Genomic DNA, 21,409 nt, shown 5'->3' with positions numbered 1-21,409 from the left:
TAGTGCGCGCAACGCGTCCGCACCAGCGATTGTGCGCCGTTCGGTTTGTCGTGCGCCCGCGCTGCGGCGTGCGGCGGTGCGGGCGCGGACATGCGCGAAGCGTCTATTCGAAACCGTCGGTGAAGATCTCCGGCGCGCCGTTGACTGTCCACTCGAACGCCTGCGTCGCCGACAGATCGAACGGATCGGTGGCCGTCACCACCACCGGGTACACGCCGGCGCTGCCGCCGGAGAGCGTGCCGCTGATGACGCCGCTGCCGGCACCGATGGCGAGGCCCGGCGGCAGTCCTGTGGCGCTGTAGGTCAGGGCCTGGCCGTCGGGGTCGTCGAAGTTGGGATGCACGGACAGCGGGAAGATGGTTTCGCCGGCGTCGTCGACCTGGTCGTTGATCTGTCCGACGGCCACCGGCGCTGCATTCTCCACGTTGAAGCCGCAGCCGATCGTGCTGACGCCGCTGTCGCCCTCGGCGATGGCGATCACGCCGTGCGCCGCGTGCACCGCGAGGCCGTCGCCGGCGGTGTTGTACTGCGCGACGAACTGCGGGTTTGCCGGATCGCTCACGTCGTAGATCAGCAGGCCGCTGAATACGCCGCCGGCGATGTAGAGGCGGTCGCCATCCACGCTCACGCCGGTGGGCGAGGCGAGACCCAGATCGATGGCGCCGATGTCGTCGAGATTGCCGGCGCCGTCGTGCTGCAGAATGCGGACGCCGTTGACCTGGGTGGCGACGAACACGGTGTTGCCGCTGGCGGCCATGTCGGTCGGTCCGGCGTAGATGCTCGGGGGCAGCTGGTGGGTGCCGATCACCACCGGCGCCGCGGGGTCGGACACGTCCATCACCAGCATTTCGTCCGCCAGGATGTAGCCGCTGTAGGCGAAATCGCCGGCCACCGCGATCTGCCACACGGTCTGGCCGGGCACCGACACCGCGCCCTCGAACTGCGGCAGCAGCGGGTTGCTCATGTCGTAGATGCGCAGGCCGCCGGCTTCGCCGGACGCGATGTAGAGGCGATTGTCCGCGCCGACGAGATCGTTGGTCTGGAACTGGTTGTCGATGCTGGCAACGATCGCCGGACCGGTCGGTTGCGGATCGATCACGTCCACCGCGCTGGAGTATCCCGCGCTGACCACGCCGTGGCCGTTCACGTGTGCGACGCGCTGCGCGTCCAGCATCACGCGTCCGACGTACGTGGGCTGTACCGGGTTGGTGGTGTCCAGCATGATGGCGCCACCGCTGCCGTTGGCGACGAGCACGTGGTCGTTGCCCGCGCTCACGGCATGGCTTTGGCCGGCGAAATCGATGTTCGCCAGCGTGGTGGGCGTGGCCGGTGTCTGCACGTCGACGAGCGAGATGCGCGACGCGAACGGATGCACGGAGAAAATGCGATCGCCCAGCGGCACCAGTCGATACGGGTTGTTGCCGAACGCGCCCAGCTCCACGGCCAGCGCGGGGTTGGCGATATCGAAGATCTTCGTGCCGTTGAAGCCGTTCGCCACCGCCAGGCGATCACCCGGGAGCACGGCGGTTTCGTAGGCATAACCGTCGGTGCCGAACGTGCCCAGTTGGGCGGGCGCGACCGGGTTGGAGAGATCGAGAATGCCGACGCCGGAGCCGCCGCGCGCCACGTAGGCGCGGTTGCCGACGATGTCGATCTGGCCGGCGTCGGTCCACGCGGCCACGTTGCCCACCACGGTGGGGTGGGTCGGGTCGCCGATGTCGACGATCTGCACGCCGTCGGCGCCCTGGCCGAGGTAGGCGTGGTTGCCATGCAGCGCCACGTCGAAGACGAAATCGGTCGGCGTGCCGTCGGAGTTGGCGACGAACGCGGGTGCGTCGGGATCGCCGATGTCGAGTACGGCAAGGCCGATGGTCCGTACGGCCACGTAGAGATGGTTGCCCGAGAACGCCATGCCGGTCGGCTGCTCCAGTCCGGCCCAGGCGTAGCTCCCGCGCGCGGTGGGCGCGGCGCGATTGCCGATGTCCAGCAGGGTCACGTTGTCGAACCAGTCCGAGACGGCGGCGAGCTGGCCGTCCGCCGACACCGCCACGCTCACCGCCGGGTGCGACAACACGGCGCGACCGAGCTCCACCGGCGTGGTGGGGGTGGCGAGATCGAACACCACCAGCTCCGCGCCGGCACCGACCAGCAGCAGATCCTCGCCCCCGCCGAGCCAGCGCTCGGCGTCCTGCGGCGGGCCACCGCCCCAGCGGCCTTCGCCGAGTTCGCAGGTGCCGGCCACGGCAGCGCCGGACAGGAGCAGGCCGAGCACAAGCACCAGCCGTGGCAGGAGCCGGCCGGGTTGCGGCAATCGCGGGCGAACGGGAGAGGTCGGCTGCATGGGCATGGCCTAGCTGGGGAACGGCCGGAGTCTGGCGGCCGCTTCCGCGTGAAGGCCTGCAAATGGCGTGAAATTTCGTCGAAATTTGCGCGAAACGGGCTGCGGGGCGCCAAGCGACGCGCGATGGCAGGACGATGGCGTCGGCGGGTGCATAATCGACCGGCGCCGGGCGGCAAGGCGGGCGGCCGCAGGGCGCTGCAGGTCTGCGGGCTTCACAGGCCTCCTTGCAGTACGCGCAGGCGAATGTCTGCTGCAGTCGCCCGTTTGCATATCAGGCATCGGCATCCGGCTCAGGAGACGACAATGCGCCCGTTACCCGCAGCAGCGACGATAGTGTGGATGGCCGCAAGCCTGCTCGCCGGCCTGGCCCAGGCGCACAGCATTTCCGGCGTGGCCTGGGACGATCCGGAGGGCGACGGCGTGCGCGAGCCCGGCGAAGTGCTGATCGCGAGCAAACGCATGACCCTGCATCGGCACGTGGATGGCCTGGAGCTCGCCGCGGTGTCGACGGACGCCGACGGTGCCTACCGGTTCGACGACATCGCGGCGGGGCAGACAGTGCGCCTGTGCACGCGCCGGGACAACGGGTTTTCGCCGACACATGCCGCGCCCGACGATGTCGACAACGATTTTGGCGACGACCCCGCCAATCCCACCTGCACCGGCGCTTTCTGGATGACGCGTTCGTTCGAGCACGTGGACGCGGGGCTCGATGCGTATGACGTGCGGGTCGGCAACTTCGTCTGGCACGACCGCAACGGAAACGGTCGACAGGATGCCGGGGAAGCGGGCATCGACGATGTGTTGCTGGAACTGCGCAGCGCCGACGGCTCCCTGCTGTACGACAGCGACCACAGCATCGGCACCGGCTCCTATTCTCTGGTCGCCCCCGTGGCCGCCACCTACCAGGTTCGCATCCTGCTGCCCGAGGGGGCCGCACTCAGCCCCGCCGGTGCCGCGGATGGCCTGCTGGACAGCGATTTCACGCTCGCCGCGCCCGGCATCGGCGTGCATGAGATCGTCATGGCATCCAATCTCATTTCGACGAATGTCGTCGACGCGGGACTGGTGTTCGCCAATCCGGTCGACGCGGCGCTGGCGTTTGTCGGCGTGCCCGCGCTGGCGATTCCCGGCTCGGACATGGTGTGGAGCGTGCGGCTGCACAACAACGTGGAGCCGGTCGCCGTCGACAGCGTGCGGCTGCGTGTACCGGTGCCCGCAGGGCTTGGCGATGTCGAGTGGGAATGCAGTGCGGCCGGGGGAGCCACGTGCGGTGGGTCCGCCGGCAGTGGCGCGATCGATCGCGTGTTCTCGCTGCCTGCCGGGAGCGAGTTGACCTTCGGCTTCGTCGCACGCGTGCTGCCGCCAGCCGGCACGCATCTGGTGCTGACGGCCACGGCGGACGTCGGCGGTCCGCAGCACGATGTGCGGCCGAGCAACAATGAGGCGCGGGCTCGCGCCAATCTCGATCCCGACGCGGTGTTCGACGATCAGTTCGAGGCGCGCTGAGAACCCACGCGGCAAGGGCAGGCGCGGAAAGGACCAGCGCGAGGCAGGCCACGCTGCCCGTGGAAGCGGCGTTCGTCGCCACCGTGGCCGCCGCGTGACCGTGCGGCCCGCAACGTGCCGGCGGGGTCGCTGCAACAACGGCAGGTGGCGTGCGCCGCCGATCACGGCCGTTTTCGCCTCCCTGGATCGAGGCATGATGGCTTGCGGCACGCAATTCCGTATTTCGAACGAGCGGACCGCAAAAACTTTCGGGGGAATGATGCGCTGGACAGGAATCGCGCCGTGGCTTGCGGCGATGCTGGGGTGCGCCGCGTCTGTGGCGGTGGCACAGGACAATGCGCTGCATTTCGACGGCACGGACGATCGGGTCGAGTTGCCGCTGCCGTCGGTGTTTGCGGACACCTCCACGCAGGATTTTTCCGTGTCCACGTGGTTGCGGCTCGATTCGGAGGGCTCGGTGCCGGCGCAGCGCGTGTTTTTTGCGCAGCAGTCGTCCGCCACCGGCGTCACGCTGCTGCTGTCGGGCACGAATATGTTGCTGTATGTGCGCCGCAACAACGTCACCTTCGCCGCATTCGGACCGCTGCCGCCGGGCGCGGCGTGGTCGCACGTGACCGCGACCTGGCAGGCGGCAACGTCGACGATCGCACTGTACGTCGACGGCGAGGCGCTGCCCCTCACGACAGGCGGCAACACCAGCACCGGCACCGACGGGGTGATGACGCTGGGCAGCCGCACCGACGGTGCGCAGGTGCTGCAGGGCGCGCTCGACGATTTCCGCCTCTGGCCGGTGACGCTCACGCCCGAGCAGGTGCGCGTGCTCGCGCGGTCGACCTGCGTGCCGGAGGCGCCGCTCGCGGCGCACTACGCGTTCGACGTGGGCACGCCGGGCGGAAACAACGCGGGCCGCGTCGGTCTGCCCGATGTCAGCGGCTTCGGCGCGCAGGGCACGCTTGTGAACTTCGCGCTCGATGGGCCCACGTCGAACTGGATCGCGTCCGGCGTGGAGCGCGCCGCGCCCGCGCTGGTGTTCGATCCGCCGCTGCCGGAGGTGCTGCTCACCGGCGAGGACGGCAGCGGCTACAGCGGCAGCGTGCGGCTCGCCGCACCGCCGCTCGGCGACGTGACGGTGGGATTCGCGGTGGACGATGCCACCGAGGCCGCCGTGTCCGCCGACACGCTGACGTTCACCACCGCCACGTGGGACGTGCCGCAGCCTTGGTCGCTGAGCGGCGTCGACGACGCGGAGGTGGACGGCATCGTCGACTACAACCTCGTGCTCGACGTGCAAACCGGCGACGCCTGTTTCGCGGGGCTCGATGCCACGCACCCGGCGCGCAATGTCGATAACGAATCGGCATCCGTTGTGGTGAGCGGCGCGCAGCAGCTCGAAGGCCACACGGACGGCAACACCCTGGTGTTCGACCTCACGCTTGCCGCGGCCGTGCCGGGCGGGCTCACCGTGCCGTACCAGACGCTCGACGGGTCCGCGATCGCAGGCACCGATTACGTGGCCGCGAGCGGCAGCGTAGCCTTTGCCGGCACTGCGGGCGAGGTGCAGCAGGTGGCGGTGACGCTGCTCGGCAATCGCGTGGCGCAGGCCGATCGCACGTTGTCGTTGCAGGTCGGACCGGCCTCGTTGCCGCAGGTGCCGGTGTTGCCGGCGCAGGTGCAGGGTGTGATCGTCGACGACGATCCGGCCACGATCACTGCCAGCGGCGTGGTGCAGGCCGAGGGCGATGCCGGCGAGACGCTGTTCGTGTTTGCGCTGTCGCTGGACACGGCCTTGCCCGGTCCGGTGTCGGTGCCGTTCCACACCGTGGATGGCAGCGCCGTGGCCGGCGTCGACTACATTGCCGAAAGCGGCACGGTGGAATTTGCCGGCGCGGCAGGCGAGGTGCAATTCGTCCAGGTGCGTGTGCCGGGCGATACGGTGGTGCAGGGCGACCGCACGTTCTCGCTGCAGCTCGGCGCGGCGTCGTCGCCGCAGGTGGGCGTGGCGCCGTCGCTGGTGCAGGCGGTCATCGTCGACGACGACGCGGCGCGCATCACCGTGTCGGACGTGATGCAGGCGGAAGGCGACGCGGGCGAAAGCACGTTCGTGTTCACGCTCACGCTCGACGCGGACGTGGCCGGCGGCGTGACGATGCCGTTCCACACGCAGGACGGCACGGCCGTGGCCGGCGAGGACTACGCCGCAGCCTCCGGCACGGTGCAGTTCGACGGCATTGCCGGCGAGGTGCAGCAGGTGGAGGTGACGGTGTTCGGCGACACCGTCGCGCAGGGCGACCGCGCCTTCGAGCTGCGCTTCGATACGGCGGCGCCGGCGTCGGTGACGCTGGTGCCGATGTCGGTCGCGGGCGTGATCGTCGATGACGATCTGGACGTGGGTGTGGCGCTGTCCAACGGCGTCGAGCGCGTGCAGCCGGGGCAGGACTTGACCTACGTGCTGGCGGTCACCAATCACAGTCCCACGCTCGCCGCCGCGCCGGTGCAGGTCACCTTCGCGACGACGCCGGTGCTGGACGACGTGCGCTGGACCTGCACGGCGTTCGGCGGCGCAAGTTGCGCTGCGGGCGCAAGCGGCGGCGTCGACGAAACGGTGGCGTTGGTGCCCGGCAGCAGCGTGGTGTTCGCGATTGCCGGATCGGTGCCGGCCATGCATGCAGGCGGCGTGATCGCGACGGCAACGGCGATTCTGGCCAACGATGGCCACCCGGAAAACGACACCGCGACGGACAGCGATCCCGGCCCGGTGTTGTTCGGCGACGGGTTCGAGTAGCGGCGCTGCCGGTCGGGCGCGCGCCGCGGGCGAGGTATTCGGAGTCGCGGGGTCGCGCCGTTCGCACACTGCCGTCGGGGGGCAGCGCATCCGACGTCCGGGAGACGCTTCAGCGCACGCCGTTCGACGCCTGGAGCTCCACGACTCTCGGATCACCGGCCGCGTCGTCGACTTGCCTCGCCTCGCCTCGCCTCGACGAAGACACCCACCCCCCCCGTCGTCCCGGCGAACGCCGGGACCCAGTGGCGTTGCCGGTTCTGTTCGACCACCGTGAAAAACCAGAAAACGTCAGTGGATCCCGGCATTCACCTACTGCTGCCGGGACACGCTGAAGCGCATCCTGTTCGACGCACAACTTAGTTTTCCGCGATGCGAGCCACTTGGAGCCTAAAGACATCCTTGGCCTCCTTGGAGAACCAGGCCGGTTGATACAGGACAATCGGACGCTTGCCCTTCTCGCGCACGGAAAATCGAAACACAAAAATTGAGGCTTCGGTGTCGTAGAGCCATGGCGTTGTTTGTGGTCCTGCCGGTACGGCGATCACCCCACCTTTCCAGTAGCCGGATTCCAGTGTTGGCGAGGCATCGAAGACCAACGTGTTGACCGTCTTGCTTGGGAAGACTTCAGCGATTTCAACGGACTCAAGCGGTTTCAGGCGCTTGGCTGTGAAGCCAAAATGCCACGAAAGAACCGGTGCTTTGGGGTTCTTCGCTGATGGTCCCACTGAAAATCCAGCTACCTCAACCTTCAGCTTTCGGGTCTCGGCAGGTATGGGCCCTGCAGCGGTAATGGGCAGTTTGACAACTTCGCCGCCAGCGAGCGTGAACGGGAAACTGACGACCTCATAACCCATGTACTCGCGGGCAGAACTCGTTACCGGGAACGTCAGGGCTAGGAGAAGTAAGAAGTAGCGCTTCATCTGCAACGATCTCCAACACAAAAGCTAACGAGGCTGTAGGGAAAAATCGCTCGATCGTGCTTGAATGGCGCGACCTCGGCAGGCGAGCGGTTGGATGGTCCGATACCGCCTGACCCACTCCTGAAAACCGGGTCACGGATACGTCGAGACTTCGGCAGCATGAGCCGCGTGTCTGGTGGGGCTTTTTGCAATCAAGAAGTCACGTTTCACCGAAGAGCAGATCGCGTTTGCATTCTTCTACCTTTGAAAGAAGTACGTGGACCATGTCCATAGGAGATCAAGATGCTGCTGCCCGCTGTCCTGATGGAGCCGCTGCGTCGCCAGTGCGAGGAGGCGTTGCGTCTGCATCGCATGGATCTGGCGGCGGAGTTCGGGCCGCCGTGGTGAAGCTGGCAACCACTCGGCGTCGACATCGATCGCGCGCCGCTGTTGCTCGGTGACGGATGGGAGTGGCGGTGCACGCATGGGGAGCCTTGCGATGCGGCTGCCGCTGCGCCGGGTCTGCTGCGGTTTGCGGATGGGTGTGACGGTGAGTCCTGGTCAACGCAGATTCTGCGGTCGGCAGGTACTTGCTCCTCTCGCACGGTCGTCCCGGCGAACGCCGGGACGCAGCGCCGTGTTCTGGTTCTGCAGGGATGGGCACGGAACACCGGGCAACGTCGCTGGGTCCCGGCGTTCGCCGGGACGACGGGAGTTGGAGGGCGGGGCGGGTTTGCCGCGCGGATTCGCCGTGGCGCGGGGGGCGTGCGACGGCGTGCCGTCAATCGCGCGCGCCGAGCGCGCGCAGCACGTCGCGCGCGGTGCGCAGGCGTTCGGCGGCGCCGGGGAGGTCGAGGCGGAATTTGAGTTTGTCCTGGCCGTCGAGCGAAAACACACGCGGTTGGCTCTGGACGAGCTTGATGACGACCAGCGGGTCGATATTCGGTTTCGGGGTGAACGTGACGCGGCCGCCCTTTTCGCCGACGTCGAGTTTGCGGATGCCCAGCGCCGTGGCGGCGAGTTTGAGTTCGGCGACGTTGAAGAGCGTTTTCACCGGCTCGGGCAGGAGGCCGAACCGGTCGATCATTTCGATCTGCAGGTCGCGCAGGGCATCGGTGTTCTGCGCCGACGCTATCCGCTTGTACAGCGTCAGGCGGGTGTGCACGTCCGGCAGATAATCGTCCGGGATCAGCGCGGGCAGGTGCAGTTCCACATCGGCGCCGTGGCGGTCGACGTCGTCGAGGTCGGGAATCCTGCCCTGGCGGATCGAGCGGACGGCGCGTTCGAGCAGTTCGGTGTAAAGACTGAATCCCACTTCGGCGATCTGGCCGGATTGGCCTTCGCCGAGCAACTCGCCGGCGCCGCGGATTTCGAGATCGTGCGTGGCCAGGGTGAAGCCGGCGCCGAGTTCGTCGAGCGCGGCGATGGCTTCCAGCCGCTTGGCGGCGTCGCCCTTCAGTGCCTTCTTGTCCGGCACCACCATGTAGGCGTACGCGCGGTGGTGCGAGCGGCCGACGCGGCCGCGCAGCTGGTGCAGCTGCGCGAGGCCGAAGCGGTCGGCGCGGTTGATGATGATGGTGTTGGCGCTCGGCACGTCGATGCCGGACTCGATGATGGTGGAGCACACCAGCACATTGAAACGCTGGCGGTGGAAGTCGAGCATCACCTGTTCCAGCTCGCGCTCCGGCATCTGGCCGTGGCCGATGCGGATGCGCGCTTCGGGCACCAGCTCGCCGAGTTCGCGCGCCATGCGCTCGATGCTATCGAGCTCGTTGTGCAGGAAGTAGACCTGGCCGCCGCGCGCGAGCTCGCGCTGGAAGGCTTCGCGCAGTTGCGCCGCGTCCCACGGCACGACGAAGGTCTGCACCGCGAGGCGGTTGGCCGGGGGCGTTGCGATGATCGAGAGTTCGCGCAGGCCGGCCATCGCCATGTTGAGCGTGCGCGGGATCGGCGTGGCGGTGAGCGTGAGCAGGTGCACTTCGGCGCGCATGGCCTTGAGGCGTTCCTTCTGGCGCACGCCGAAGCGCTGTTCCTCGTCGACGATGACGAGGCCGAGGTCGCGGAATTTCACGTCCTCCTGCAGCAGGCGGTGCGTGCCGACGATCACGTCGATCTGGCCGGCCTCGAGCTTGGCGAGTTCGGCCTTGATTTCCTTCGCGGTCTTGAAGCGCGAGAGCACTTCCACGCGCAGCGGCCAGTCGGCGAATCGGTCGCGGAAGTTGCGGTAGTGCTGTTCCGCGAGCAGCGTGGTGGGCACCAGCACAGCGACCTGCTTGCCGGCGGTGGCGGCGACGAAGGCGGCGCGCACGGCGACTTCGGTCTTGCCGAAGCCCACGTCGCCGCAGACCACGCGGTCCATCGGCTGCGAGGACGCCAGATCGCCGATCACGGCCTCGATCGATGCGAGCTGGTCCGGGGTTTCCTCGAACGGGAACTGCGCGGCGAACTGGTCGTACATCGCGCGATCCATTTCCAGCGCGATGCCGGCGCGGGCCTGGCGCTTGGCCTGGATTTCGAGCAGTTCGGCGGCAACGTCGCGGACTTTTTCCGCGGCCTTTTTCTTTGCCTTCTCCCATTGTTCGCCGCCGAGCGAATGCAGCGGGGCAAGTTCGGGCGAGGCGCCGGCGTAGCGGCTGACCAGGTGCAGTTGCGCGACCGGGACGTAGAGTTTGTCGCCCTTGGCGTATTCGATGGCGAGGAATTCGGCCTGCTGGCCGCCGACGTCGAGGCGTTCGAGCCCGCGGTAGCGGCCGACGCCGTGGTCTTCGTGCACGATCGGCGCGCCTTCGGTGAGCTCCGAGAGGTCGCGGATGATGGCGTCGGGTTCGCGCCCCGCGCGCTTGCGGCGACGGGTCTGGGCGGCGCGTTCGGGGAAGAACTGGCGTTCGGTGAGCACGCACAGCGCGGGTGAGGTGAGCGCGAAGCCGTCTTCGAGCGCGGCGACGGTGATGGCGTAGCGGGGCGCTGTGTTTTCCTGGCCGTCGTCCCGGCGAACGCCGGGACCCATTGACGTTGGTTGGTTTCCTTGTGGCGGCGTTCCGAACAGATCCACAGAAACGTCACTGGGTCCCGGCCTTCGCCGGGACGACGGAGTGAGGGGAAGGTCGGGAGTGGGTGCGGCAAACGCCTGCCAATCCGCCACGAGCTGCGGCCGCAGGTCGAGGTTCGACAGCGATTCGATCAGCGCCTCGCGTCGGCCCGGCGAATCGGCGGCGATCAGCACGCGGCCGGGATAGTTTTCGAGGAGGCTGCGCAGCGCGGTGCCGCTGGGTTCGCCTTTTGCCATCAGGGGCACTGACGGTGCCGGCTGGTCGCCGAGTGCGTGCGCGGCGTCCCAGCGCGGGTGGTCGCGGCCGAGGACTTCCACGCGCGGTCGCCGATTCAGCGCTTCGCGCAGCGCATCGGGGGCGAGGAAGAGTTCGTTCGGCGGCAGCACCGGGCGCTCGGTGTCGTGGCGGCGTTGTTCGTGGCGTTCGGCGGTCTGTTTCCAGAAGGCTTCGGCGGACTCCAGCGCGCCGTCGCCGAGCAGGCAGAGCGCGCCGTCATCGAGATAATCGAAGAGGGTTGCGGTGTTCGGAAAGAACAGCGGCAGGTAGTACTCGATGCCGGCCGGCGCGTTGCCTTCCTTCATGTCCTGGTAGAGCGGGCAGCGCCGCGGGTCGATCGGGAAGCGCTCGCGCAGCAGGTTGCGGAAGCGTTTCGTCGCTTCGTCGTCGAGCGGGTATTCGCGCGCGGGCAGCATGCGCACGGCGTCCACCTTGTGCGCGGAACGCTGGGTTTCGGGGTCGAAGGTGCGGATGGAATCGACGTCCTCGTCCAGCAGTTCGATGCGGTAGGGCTCGGCCGCGCCCATCGGGAAGATGTCGAGCAGGGCGCCGCGCACGGCGAAGTCGCCCGGGTCGAGCACCTGCGGCACGTTGCGGTAGCCGCTGGCCTCCAGCCGGCGTTTTTCGGCGTCGAGGTTCAGGCGCTGGCCGAGTTCGACCACCAGCGCCTGGCCGGCAATGAAGCCCGGCGGGCACAACCGCTGCATGAGGGTGGCGACGGGCACCACCAGCACGCCGCGTCGGGTGGTGGGCAGGCGATACAGCGTTGCGACGCGCTGCGAGACGATGTCGGCATGGGGTCCGAACAGGTCGTACGGCAGCGTTTCCCAGTCGGGGAAGTGCAGCACCGGCAGGTCGCCGGCGAAGACGTGCAGTTCCTGTTCGAGCGCGTGCGCGGCGTGGGTGTCGCGCGCCACGGCCACGAGCAGGCCCGGATGCGACTGCGCGGCGCCGGCCACGGCCAGCGCCAGGGCGCTGGGACTGGCCGGGGCGCGCCAGTCGGAGCGTTTGTGGCTGCCGCGCGGCAGCGGGGGTGCGAGCAGGGGTGTGGCGGTGGGGGACACGTCGGCACTGCAAAAAACGGGCGCGAAGTGTAGCGCGGCGGGTGATGTGAGCGGTGCGATGTGGTGGATCGTTCCCCGGGGCGGGTGCACGATGATTCGAGGTGAGGAACCTGTTTTCGGATGAGTCTGTCGGCGATGGAGCCCCCCTTCCGCCTGCCGGCACCTTCCCCCGCTGCGCGGGAGAAGGGAGGCTTCGATGGGCGCAGAACGGGGCAACGAGGCTTCGGAGTGATCGGGGCGTGAAACGGAGAGAGTCCTTCTCCCGCGCAGCGGGGGAAGGTGCCGGCAGGCGGAAGGGGGCCTGCTCCCGGCAAGCCCCCCGGAGTCAGTCCTCGAACCCGTCCGCAAAGATGTCCGGGTCGCCCTGCAGGCCCAGCACCGCCATGTCGTAGGTGTTGCCCACCAACGCTTCACCCGCGACCACGATGCGGCCGTTGCCCAGCACACGCACGGCATACGCGGTGTCGCCGTCGTCCGACATCGGGTACGTGACGACACCGTTGTCGCCGAACGCCGCATCGCGCTGGCCGTTGGACCGCAGGCGCACCACCATGAAGTCCTTGCGCGGCGCGCCGGCCGTTTGCGTGGTGCCGTAACCGGTCACGATGATTGCGCCGTTGCGCTGCACCGTGAGCGCGTAGGCCTCGTCGTACTGCGATCCGTCGCTGATCTTCACCAGCACGCGGCCGTTGCTGCCGAAGCTCGTGTCGACCGTGCCGTTGGGCTGGAAGCGAATCACGACGAAACCGCGATCGCTGGCGGTGCCGGCGGCGAGGATCCTGCCGTCGCGCAGGATCACTGCGTCCTCGATGCTCGACATGCCCGTGCGCACGCCGCCCACCGCCACATCCTCCACCACCACCGTGCCGCCGGTGCCGAAGCTGGCATCGGGCGCGCCGTCCGGCAGGTAGCGGCGCATCAGCGCGCGGCTGCGATGCGCGATGTAGCCGAACACGAGGATGCGGTTGTTGGTCGGCGTGGTGTCGATGGCGGAGCGCGCGACGCCGTTGACGTACTCGTAGGTTTCCGGCAGCAGCGTCGGCGTCACCACCTTGCCGGTGCCGCCGCCGAACGTGGGATCGACATCGCCGTTCGCATCCACGCGCGTCAGCGTGAAGTGCGCGTAGCTGCCGCTGACGGGCGAGGGCGCGCGGGCGGCGAGGACGGCCTTGCCCGTGCTCTGCAGCAGCACGCCGCGGGCTTCCTCGTGGCTGAACTCGTCGTCGCCCAGGTTGATCGTGCGGAAGCCGGTGCGGCCGCCGCCGTCGGCGGCGTTGCCGAAGCTCGTGTCGAGCGTGCCGTCCGGCAGCAGGCGTGCGATGGCCGCGTCGGTGTAGGACACGAATTCCAGCATGCCGGCGACGAGCAGCTTGCCGTCGGGCTGGCGCACGATGTCGTAGGCGCCCTGCGAGTCGCCGTCGCCGGCGTTGATGCGTGCGATGCCGCCGGTGCCGAAGGTATCGTCCAGGCTGCCGTCGTTGCGCAGGCGCAGCACCGCCATGTCGTTGCCGGCGGTGCCGCCCTGGTCGTCGCGCATGCGGTACAGCGCGCCTGCCGCGAGCACGCGACCGCCGGATGCCGGAAGCAGCGCATCGATGCGCTCTTGCGAGCCGCCGTTGCCGATGACGAACACGCCGTTGTCGCCGTAGCCCAGGTCGAGCTGGCCGGGCAGCGCATGCGCCGCGCCGGCGCAGAGGGTGGTGGCGAACGCCACGGCGGCGGCGCGTCGGGAAAGGGAATGAAGCGTAAAGCGCATGACGAACAATCTCCGATGGCACCCGGCATGGGTGTCTCTCGGCAGGTAACGCAATGGCGGCGCGGCCCGTATCATGTCGTTTCGCCGCTTTCGTTTCGTCGCGGGTCTTCGTTCAGCGACGCATCGGGCGCGATCGTCGTCCTGTCCACACCATGAGTCTGCCCATGAGTCACGAATCGGCCGAACTGACCGGATTGCTGCAACGCTGGAGCGGCGGCGACAGCGCCGCGGCGGACCGGGTGATGGCGCTGGTCTACGATCGCATCCGCCAGCTCGCCGCGCGCCGTCTGCGCGACGGCCCGGGCCCGGCGCTGCTGCAGCCCACCGAACTTGCCAACGAACTGGTGCTGAACCTGCTCAGCGCCGATGTCGCATGGCAGGACCGCGCGCATTTCTTCAAGACCGTCGCAGTGGCCATGCGCAACATCCTGCACGACCTCGGACGTCGCCACGGCAGCATGAAGCGCGGCGGCGACCAGTTGCGCGTGACATTCGGCGCGGCCGAGAACGTGGCGGCCGACGGCGGCGAGGAAGCCTCGGCGCTGTACGAGGCTCTCACGCAGCTGCGCGAGAGCGATCCGCGCAAGGCCGACGTGATCGAACTCAACTATCTGGTCGGCCTGGACCTGGAGGAAGTGGCGAAGGTGCTCGATGTTTCGCTCGCCACCGTGAACCGCGACCTGCGCTTCGCCCGCGCCTGGCTCAAGCAGCGTCTGGAGCCATGAGTGCCACGCACTGGCAGCGCCTGGAGGCGCTGTTCGACGAAGGCATCGAACTCGATCCGTCGCTGCGCGAGGCGTGGCTCGCATCGCTCGACATCGACGACGCGCTGCGCAGCGAACTGCGCGCGATGCTCGCGGCCGACGGCAGCACCGGCGGCCTCACCGGTCGTCTCGGCGCCGCGGTGGCCGACGCCACCGAACTGCCGCTCGCGGGCCAGCGGCTCGGGCCGTATCGCCTCGTGTCCGAATTGGGCGCCGGCGGCATGGGCCTGGTGTTCCTCGCCGAGCGTGCTGACGAGCAGTTCCGCCAGCAGGTGGCGATCAAGCTGATCCGCGGCTTTGCGTCCTCGCAGGCGGCCGACCAGCTGCGGCACGAGCGCCAGCTGCTGGCCGAGCTCGATCATCCCAACATCGCGCGTTTGCTCGACGGCGGCGAAACCGTCCAGGGCCAGCCGTACCTGGTGATGGAGTACGTGCGCGGCGAGCCGGTGGTCGTGGCGGCGCGCACGCGCGGGCTCGATCTTCCCACGCGCCTGCGCCTGGTGCGCGACCTTGCCTTTGCGGTGCACTACGCGCACCAGCGCCTGATCGTGCATCGCGACATCAAGCCGGCCAACGTGCTGCTGCGCGAGGACGGCCGGCCGGTGCTGCTGGATTTCGGCATCGCGAAACTGGTGGATCCGGACAACCTCGGCAGCGGCCTCACCCAGCAATGGTTCACGCCCGCGTACGCGAGTCCCGAACAGCGCCGCGGCCAGCCGGTGAGCACCGCCACCGACATCTATGCGCTCGGCCTGCTGCTGTTCGAGCTGCTCACCGACACCGCGCCGCAGCCCGATGCCGATGGCGAACTGCGTGCGCCCAGCGCCGTCGCCGCCGGCCACCGGCGCACCCTGCGCGGCGACCTGGACCGCATCGTCGCGCGCGCGACCGCGGGCGAACCCGGCGCGCGTTACGCGTCGGCCGAGGCGCTGGCGCAGGACATCGAACGCCACCTGGACGGGCGGCCGATCCTTGCCGCGCCCGATCGCGTCGGTTACCGCCTCGGCAAATTCCTGCGCCGGCATCCGTTCGGCGTGGCGGCGGCGGCGGCGGCGGTACTGCTGCTCGCGGGCTTCGCGTGGCGCCTGGTGGAGGAGCGCGATCGCGCGCTGCAGGCCGAGGCCGTTGCCCAGGCCGAATCGGCCGCGGCGGCGTCGGCCACCGATTTCCTTGTCGGCCTGTTCAGCGAGGCCGATCCGGAGAAGGGCCGCGCAGCCGCGGCGATGACGCCGGTCGAACTGATCGACCGCGGGCGCGAGCGCCTGGCCGAGCGCGACGACATGCCGGCCGCGCAGCGCGGTCGGCTGCTCGGCACGCTGGGCAGCATCTACCGCAATCTCGGCCAGCCGGAGAAGGCCACCGCGGCGCTGGAGCAGGCCGTCGCGGACGCGCGCCGGGGCGGCGCGGACCGCGATGCCCTGATCGACCTGCTGGCCGCGCTCGCGTCCGCGCGCGACCTGCGCGGCGAGTACGCCGCCGGCATCGACGCGCTGACCGAGGCACTGACGCTGGCGCGCGGCAGCGACGACGCCGAACGCGACATCAACCTGCTCGAATCGCTCGGCATGCTGCGCATGCGCAGCGGCGATGGCGCCGGTGCCATCGCCGCGCTGGAGCAGGCGCGCAGCGTCGCGCGCGCGCGCTTCGGCGAGGGTTCCGTGCAGGGCGCGCAGGTGGATGTGACCGTGGCAGAGACCCAGGCCGCGGGCGGCGACGTGGACCGCGCCGTCGCGACGGTGGAGCCTGCCATCGCGCAGCTGCGCGCCGCGATGCCCGCGGGCGCGCCGCAGCTGATGGGGATGCTGACCACGCAGGCATCGATCTATCGCCAGGCCGGCCGCTACGACGACGCCGAGCGCATCCTGCAGGAAGTGCTGCAGTACCGCAGCGCACTGCTGCGCAACGACAGCATCCTCATCGCCAACGTGCACAGCGAACTGGGGTCGGTGTACTACGACCAGGGCCGCACGCAGGAGGCCGCGACGCAGTTCCTGCGCACGCTCGAAGTGAACCGCCGCGTGCTGGCGCCGGACGATCCGTCGCTTGCGATGGACTACAACAACGTGGCATCGATGTACGAGGAAATCGGCGATTTCGAACGCGCCGAGCCGATGATGCGCACGGCGCTGGGCATCGTCGAACAGACGCCCGACGAGCACCGTCTCGAACTTGCCAACTACCGCCAGAACCTCGGCCGCCTGTTGATGCTGCGCGGCAAGGCGGAAGAGGCGCTGCACTACATCGGCATGGAGGTCGAAGGCGACGACCTGGAAGTGCTGCGCCGCCAGCGCGCGCGCCGCCTGCTGCAGCTGGCCGACTGGAACCGCCGTTTCGGCGACGTGGCACAGGCGCGCCAACGCCTCGACGATGTCGAGGCGTCGATCGACGACCTCGGTGGCCGCGAGGGCGGCGCGTGGGCGGCGGTGCTGCGCCAGCGCGGCCTGCTCGCGCAGCGCGAAGGCGATCTGGCCGCCGCGCAGACCCACCTCGAGGCCGCGCACGCGCACTGGGCCGGCCTGTTCGGCGAGACCTTCATCGGCTGCGGCGAAGTGGCGCTGGAACTTGCCGACGTCGCACTCGCGCGCGGCCGCCGCGACGAGGCGCGACGGCGCCTGGACGAAGCCCGCACCATCCTCGATCCGCTGCTGGTGCCCGACGCGGCGCTGCGCACGCAGCTGCAGGCCCTGCGCGAACGGCTCGGCGGCGCCTGAGCCGTCCGTCGCAGTGCCGCGGCTCAGGCCGCGGTGCGCAACGCCAACCGCACGCGCACGATGCCCGGATCGTCGGGCGCCAGTTCGCGCCGGAAGCCCAGCGCGTCGGCAAGTCCGAGCATGGCGCTGTTTTCGTCGAGCACATCGCCGTAGAGCTCGTCCAGCTTCTTGAGCTTTGCCCAGCGCACGAGCTTGCGCATCAGCAGCCGGCCCAGGCCCTGGTTGGCGAGGAAGCGGCTCACGAGGATGGCGAATTCCCCGCGCCGCGTCCCCGGTTCCACCGACACGCGCCCGACGGCCCCGACGAGCGCCTCGCCCGGGGGCAGCGGCTCGGCCGCCACCAGCGCGAATTCGGTCGCCGGATCCAGATGCGTCAGGCGATGCACGAGCTCGGGCGTGAGTTCCTTGATCGGATGCAGGAAGCGCATGCGCACCTCGTCCGGCGACAGCAGCGAAAACGCGTTGCGGATCGGCTCGGCGTCCTCGGGCTGGATCGGGCGCAGCAGCAGGTCGCGCCCGTCGTCCAGATGCAGGCGCTCGCTCCAGCGTTGCGGCAGGGACACGCGCTGCATGCGGTGACGCGACCTCGATGAGACCCGGGGTGCAGCATAACGAAGGGCATTGGTCATGGGGCGACGGTGACAGCCGCGCGGCGAGCGCCTGCTCTAAACGCGACGTCCGCGTTCAGTTGCGGCAACGCGGCGCGTGGACTACAGCCCGCCGCTGATCCCGATGCCGACCGAAAACCGGCGCGTGTTGTGGCGGAAATCGCGCGGCCACACCTTCAGCCGTTCGAGTGCCACTTCCGGCCAGTAGTACGTCGTGTTGCGCAGCGGCGCCTCGCGCCCGCCGGTGATCGTGCCGATCAGGCTCACATAGCGCCCGGCGGCGAAATCCTCGCCCTCGACGTAGCCCGGCGCGATCGCGACGAAGCGTCCCTGGTCGGCCAGCTCGATCAGCGGCTGCTGCCTGTCGTCGAGCGGGAAGGCGAGAATCTCGATCTCGCTGTAGCTGGCGAAGTTCTTCACGTCCAGGATCATGCCGCCCCAGACCACGGGCTGGTCGGCGAAGCGCTCCGGCGCGTCGGCCACCGCGTAGGGCGAGGGCGCCGAGGTGGCCGGCAGCTGCTCGAACGCGGGTGCGGCGGCGCATCCGGCGAGCGCGGCGAGCACGGCCGACAGTGCCGTCGCGTGCAGTGCATTCATGCGGCAATCTCCTGCTTGATCCATTCGAGCCGATGCGAGGCACCCGGTTCGCCGAGCGCCTTCGAGAGCTGCGGCAGCGCGGCGGCGATGTCGCGTTCCACTTGCCACGGCGGATTGAGCACGAGCATGCCGCTGCCGTTCATGCGCAGCGGCGAATCGTCCGGGCGCACCAGCAACTCGGCGAGCCACGCGTTCTTGATCGGCAGGTGCGGGATCCGGCGCAGGAACGGCATCAGCGTGCGTCGCTGCTTGATGGGGTACCAGAGCGCGAAAATGCCTTGCGGCCAGCGCTGCAGCGCCTCTCGCACCGCGTCGAGCACGGTATCGAACTCGGCGCCCTGGGCTTCGTAGGGCGGATCGATCAGCACCAGCCCGCGTTTTTCCGGCGGCGGCAGCAGCGCCTTCATCGCGCCGTAGCCGTCGCGCAGGTGTGTGCCTACCTGCCGGTCGCGCGCGAACAGCGCGGCGAGTGCGGCGGCCTCGTCCGGCTGCAGTTCGCACGCGGCGAGGCGGTCGCCCTCGCGCAGCGCCTGTGCGACGAGCAGCGGCGAACCAGGGTAGTAGCGTGGCCTGGCGTCCGACAGCGCCGGCCGGACGGCTTCCAGGTAGCGCTTGAGCACGGGCGCGATGGTGCGTTCGTTCTTGGCCCAGCGCCGCAGGCGGTCGATGCCGGCCAATGCCTCGCCGGTCTTGCCCGCCTCCAGCGCTTCGAGATCGTAACGGCCGCGCCCGGCGTGCGTGTCGAGCACGAAGAACGGCGTGTCCTTGCGCTGCAGCGCATCGATCAGCGCCAGCAGCACCATGTGTTTGAGGACGTCGGCGTGGTTGCCGGCGTGGTAGGCGTGTCGGTAGTTCATCCGGCGTCCAGCGTGGGCGATCGCGCCTGGGCGCTCCCAAGCATACGGTGCGCGTCACACCGCGCCCAGCCCCGCATCTGGTATGTTCCCGGTCCATTCATGGGGGTGTCCGATGCGAACCGCGTTGCGCTGGAGTGTGCGTCTGCTGCTGCTGGTGCTGCTGCTTGCCGCGCTGCTGCTGGTGAACCTGATCTGGTTCAAGCCGGTGTCGATCCGCGTGTTCTTCGAGCGCGTCTTCATCGAGTTCGCGGTCGACAATCCGGAGATGCTGTCGAGCATGCGCATGCTGCCGCCGTGGCTCGACTGGTACGAGGACGATCTGGCCGATGCGTCCCCCGCGAAGGAAGACGAAACCTTTGCCAAGCTGCGCGACGACTACGCAACGCTCAAGCGCTACGACCGTGCCGACCTCGACGCCGACACCCAGGTGTCGTACGACATGCTCGACTATTTCCTCGGCATGCAGGTCGAAGGCGAGCGCTTCCGCTACCACAACTATCCGCTCAACCAGCTGTTCGGCGTGCAGAACGAGATGCCGACGTTCATGGCGACGCAGCATCAGGTCCGCGACGCAAGCGACGCGGCCGACTACATCGCGCGGCTGGACAAGTTCCCGCTGAAGTTCGAGCAGGTGCTCGAAGGCCTCGCCATCCGCGAGCAGCGCGGCATCCTGCCGCCGCGCTTCGTGGTTGAGAAAGTGCTCGCGGAGATGCGCGCCTTCGTCGCCGCGGCGCCGCAGGACAACATCCTCTACACCTCGTTCGTCGAGAAACTGCTGAAGATCGCACCCGATGTGCTGCCGGAAACCGAGCGCGAACAGCTCAAGGCCGGCGTCGCGGCCGCGATCGAGCGCAGCGTCTATCCGGCGTACGGAACGTTCATCGCGTACTACGACGGCCTGCTGCCGAAACTCGACGGCAACCACGGCGTGTGGGCGCTGCCCGACGGCGAGGCCTACTACGCCCACGAAGTGCGCAACCACACCACCACCGACATGACGCCCGCGCAGGTGCATGCGCTCGGCCTGTCGGAAGTGGCGCGCATCGAGGGTGAAATGGACGCGATCCTGCAGGCGCAGGGCCTGGTCGACGGCAGCGTCGGCGCGCGCGTGCAGCTGATCGCCACGCGCCCGGACCAGCTGTATCCGGACACCGATGCCGGCCGTGCGCAGATCATCGCCGACTTCCAGGCGATGATCGACGAGATCGATGCCGGCCTCGGCCCATACTTCAACGTGCGTCCGAAACAGGGCGTGACGGTGGAGCGCGTGCCCGAATTCCGCGAGAAGACCGCGCCGGGCGCGTACTACAACCCGCCGGCCTTCGACGGCTCGCGCCCCGGCACCTTCTACATCAACCTGCGCAACACCGCCGAAGTGGCGCGCTTTGCCATGCGCACGCTGGCCTACCACGAGGCGATCCCCGGCCACCATTTCCAGACCACGATCCAGCAGGAACTCACCGGCGTGCCGACCTTCCGCAAGGTGCTGCCGTTCACCGCATTTTCCGAAGGCTGGGCGCTGTACGCCGAGCGTCTGGCGTGGGAGATCGGCTTCCAGGACGATCCGCTCGACAACCTCGGCCGGCTGCAGGCCGAGATGTTCCGCGCCGTGCGCCTGGTGGTGGACACCGGCATGCACGCCAAGCGCTGGACGCGCGAACAGGCGATCGCGTACATGCTGGAGAAGACCGGCATGCCGGAAACCGATGTGGTGGCCGAGATCGAACGTTACCTCGTGATGCCGGGGCAGGCGCTGGCGTACAAGGTCGGCATGAACGAAATCCTCGCGCAGCGCGAACGCGCGAAGGCCGAACTCGGCGAGGCGTTCGATCTCGCGCGCTTCCATGATTTCGTGCTGACCGGCGGGGACATGCCGCTGACGTTGTTCAAGCAACGCATCGATGTATGGATTGCGGCACAGAATGCGGCGGCGGACTGACCGGCAGGCGCATGCCGCGGCAACGCGTTCAGCGCGCCGGGAGCCCGACGGTCATCGCGGCGCACGCCCGCGGCTGTCCGGGGAACATCCTTCCGCGTTCTCCCGCCCCCGTCGTCCCGGCGAACGCCGGGACCCGGTGACGTTGCTCGGTTTCGCTTTGCTTGACGGGGCAAGAACCAGACAACGACAAGAAAAGTCACTGGGTCCCGGCGTTCGCCGGGACGACGCAGATGCGGATCTAGGGAACGGTTCATGA

12 protein-coding genes are annotated in these 21,409 nt (G+C 68.8%); 5 read left to right on the top strand and 7 right to left on the bottom strand.

Annotation, left to right across the window (positions count from 1 at the left end):
• Positions 1-103: 103 nt before the first annotated feature.
• Positions 104-2,341, bottom strand: a complete 2,238-nt coding sequence (locus tag HNQ52_RS01845) for a putative Ig domain-containing protein (protein ID WP_183959215.1) — start codon at positions 2,339-2,341, stop codon at positions 104-106.
• A 48-nt stretch (positions 2,342-2,389) separates the two neighbouring features.
• Between HNQ52_RS01845 and HNQ52_RS01840 the strand changes: the two genes are divergently transcribed.
• Positions 2,390-3,850 (top strand): SdrD B-like domain-containing protein, encoded by a 1,461-nt coding sequence (locus HNQ52_RS01840; RefSeq protein WP_183959213.1) that lies wholly within the window; start codon positions 2,390-2,392, stop codon positions 3,848-3,850.
• 259 nt (positions 3,851-4,109) lie between these two features.
• A complete protein-coding gene (locus tag HNQ52_RS01835; protein ID WP_183959211.1) occupies positions 4,110-6,632 on the top strand; it encodes a Calx-beta domain-containing protein in 2,523 nt (840 codons plus the stop codon).
• A gap of 356 nt (positions 6,633-6,988) precedes the next feature.
• On the opposite strand, the gene HNQ52_RS01830 is transcribed toward HNQ52_RS01835, so the two are convergent.
• The 3 genes from HNQ52_RS01830 to HNQ52_RS01820 all read right to left on the bottom strand — a co-directional run bounded on the left by HNQ52_RS01830 (position 6,989) and on the right by HNQ52_RS01820 (position 13,635).
• The gene (locus HNQ52_RS01830; RefSeq protein ID WP_183959209.1) at positions 6,989-7,552 is read right to left on the bottom strand and encodes a hypothetical protein; all 564 of its coding nucleotides are present in this window, start codon (positions 7,550-7,552) and stop codon (positions 6,989-6,991) included.
• A gap of 760 nt (positions 7,553-8,312) precedes the next feature.
• Positions 8,313-11,921, bottom strand: coding sequence for a transcription-repair coupling factor (gene mfd / locus HNQ52_RS01825; protein ID WP_183959207.1), 3,609 nt, complete (start codon positions 11,919-11,921; stop codon positions 8,313-8,315).
• 325 nt (positions 11,922-12,246) lie between these two features.
• A complete protein-coding gene (locus tag HNQ52_RS01820; protein ID WP_183959205.1) occupies positions 12,247-13,635 on the bottom strand; it encodes an NHL repeat-containing protein in 1,389 nt (462 codons plus the stop codon).
• Positions 13,636-13,841: 206 nt separating this feature from the next.
• On the opposite strand from HNQ52_RS01820, the gene HNQ52_RS01815 reads away from it, so the two are divergent.
• Positions 13,842-14,402 (top strand): ECF-type sigma factor, encoded by a 561-nt coding sequence (locus tag HNQ52_RS01815; RefSeq protein ID WP_221281877.1) that lies wholly within the window; start codon positions 13,842-13,844, stop codon positions 14,400-14,402.
• Positions 14,399-17,152 (top strand): serine/threonine-protein kinase, encoded by a 2,754-nt coding sequence (locus tag HNQ52_RS01810; protein ID WP_183959201.1) that lies wholly within the window; start codon positions 14,399-14,401, stop codon positions 17,150-17,152. Before HNQ52_RS01815 ends, HNQ52_RS01810 begins: the two co-directional genes overlap by 4 nt.
• Positions 17,153-17,175: 23 nt before the next feature.
• Here HNQ52_RS01810 and HNQ52_RS01805 read toward each other — a convergent pair whose 3' ends face one another.
• From HNQ52_RS01805 to HNQ52_RS01795, 3 genes are all read right to left on the bottom strand, one after another.
• The gene (locus tag HNQ52_RS01805; RefSeq protein ID WP_183959199.1) at positions 17,176-17,724 is read right to left on the bottom strand and encodes a GNAT family N-acetyltransferase; all 549 of its coding nucleotides are present in this window, start codon (positions 17,722-17,724) and stop codon (positions 17,176-17,178) included.
• Positions 17,725-17,862: 138 nt separating this feature from the next.
• Positions 17,863-18,357 (bottom strand): Slp family lipoprotein, encoded by a 495-nt coding sequence (locus HNQ52_RS01800; protein ID WP_183959197.1) that lies wholly within the window; start codon positions 18,355-18,357, stop codon positions 17,863-17,865.
• A complete protein-coding gene (locus HNQ52_RS01795; RefSeq protein ID WP_183959195.1) occupies positions 18,354-19,214 on the bottom strand; it encodes a 23S rRNA (adenine(2030)-N(6))-methyltransferase RlmJ in 861 nt (286 codons plus the stop codon). The genes HNQ52_RS01800 and HNQ52_RS01795 overlap by 4 nt, the downstream gene beginning before the upstream one ends.
• Positions 19,215-19,326: 112 nt before the next feature.
• Here HNQ52_RS01795 and HNQ52_RS01790 point away from each other — a divergent pair, with 112 nt between their 5' ends.
• Positions 19,327-21,153: a DUF885 domain-containing protein gene (locus HNQ52_RS01790; RefSeq protein ID WP_183959193.1), complete on the top strand. Its 1,827-nt coding sequence runs from the start codon at positions 19,327-19,329 to the stop codon at positions 21,151-21,153.
• Positions 21,154-21,409 lie beyond the last annotated feature (256 nt).

Source organism: Chiayiivirga flava (genome assembly GCF_014202825.1).
In the GTDB taxonomy this organism is placed as follows: domain Bacteria; phylum Pseudomonadota; class Gammaproteobacteria; order Xanthomonadales; family Xanthomonadaceae; genus Chiayiivirga; species Chiayiivirga flava.
Note: the sequence above shows the minus strand (reverse complement) of the source record. Positions and strands in the feature narration are given on the sequence as shown.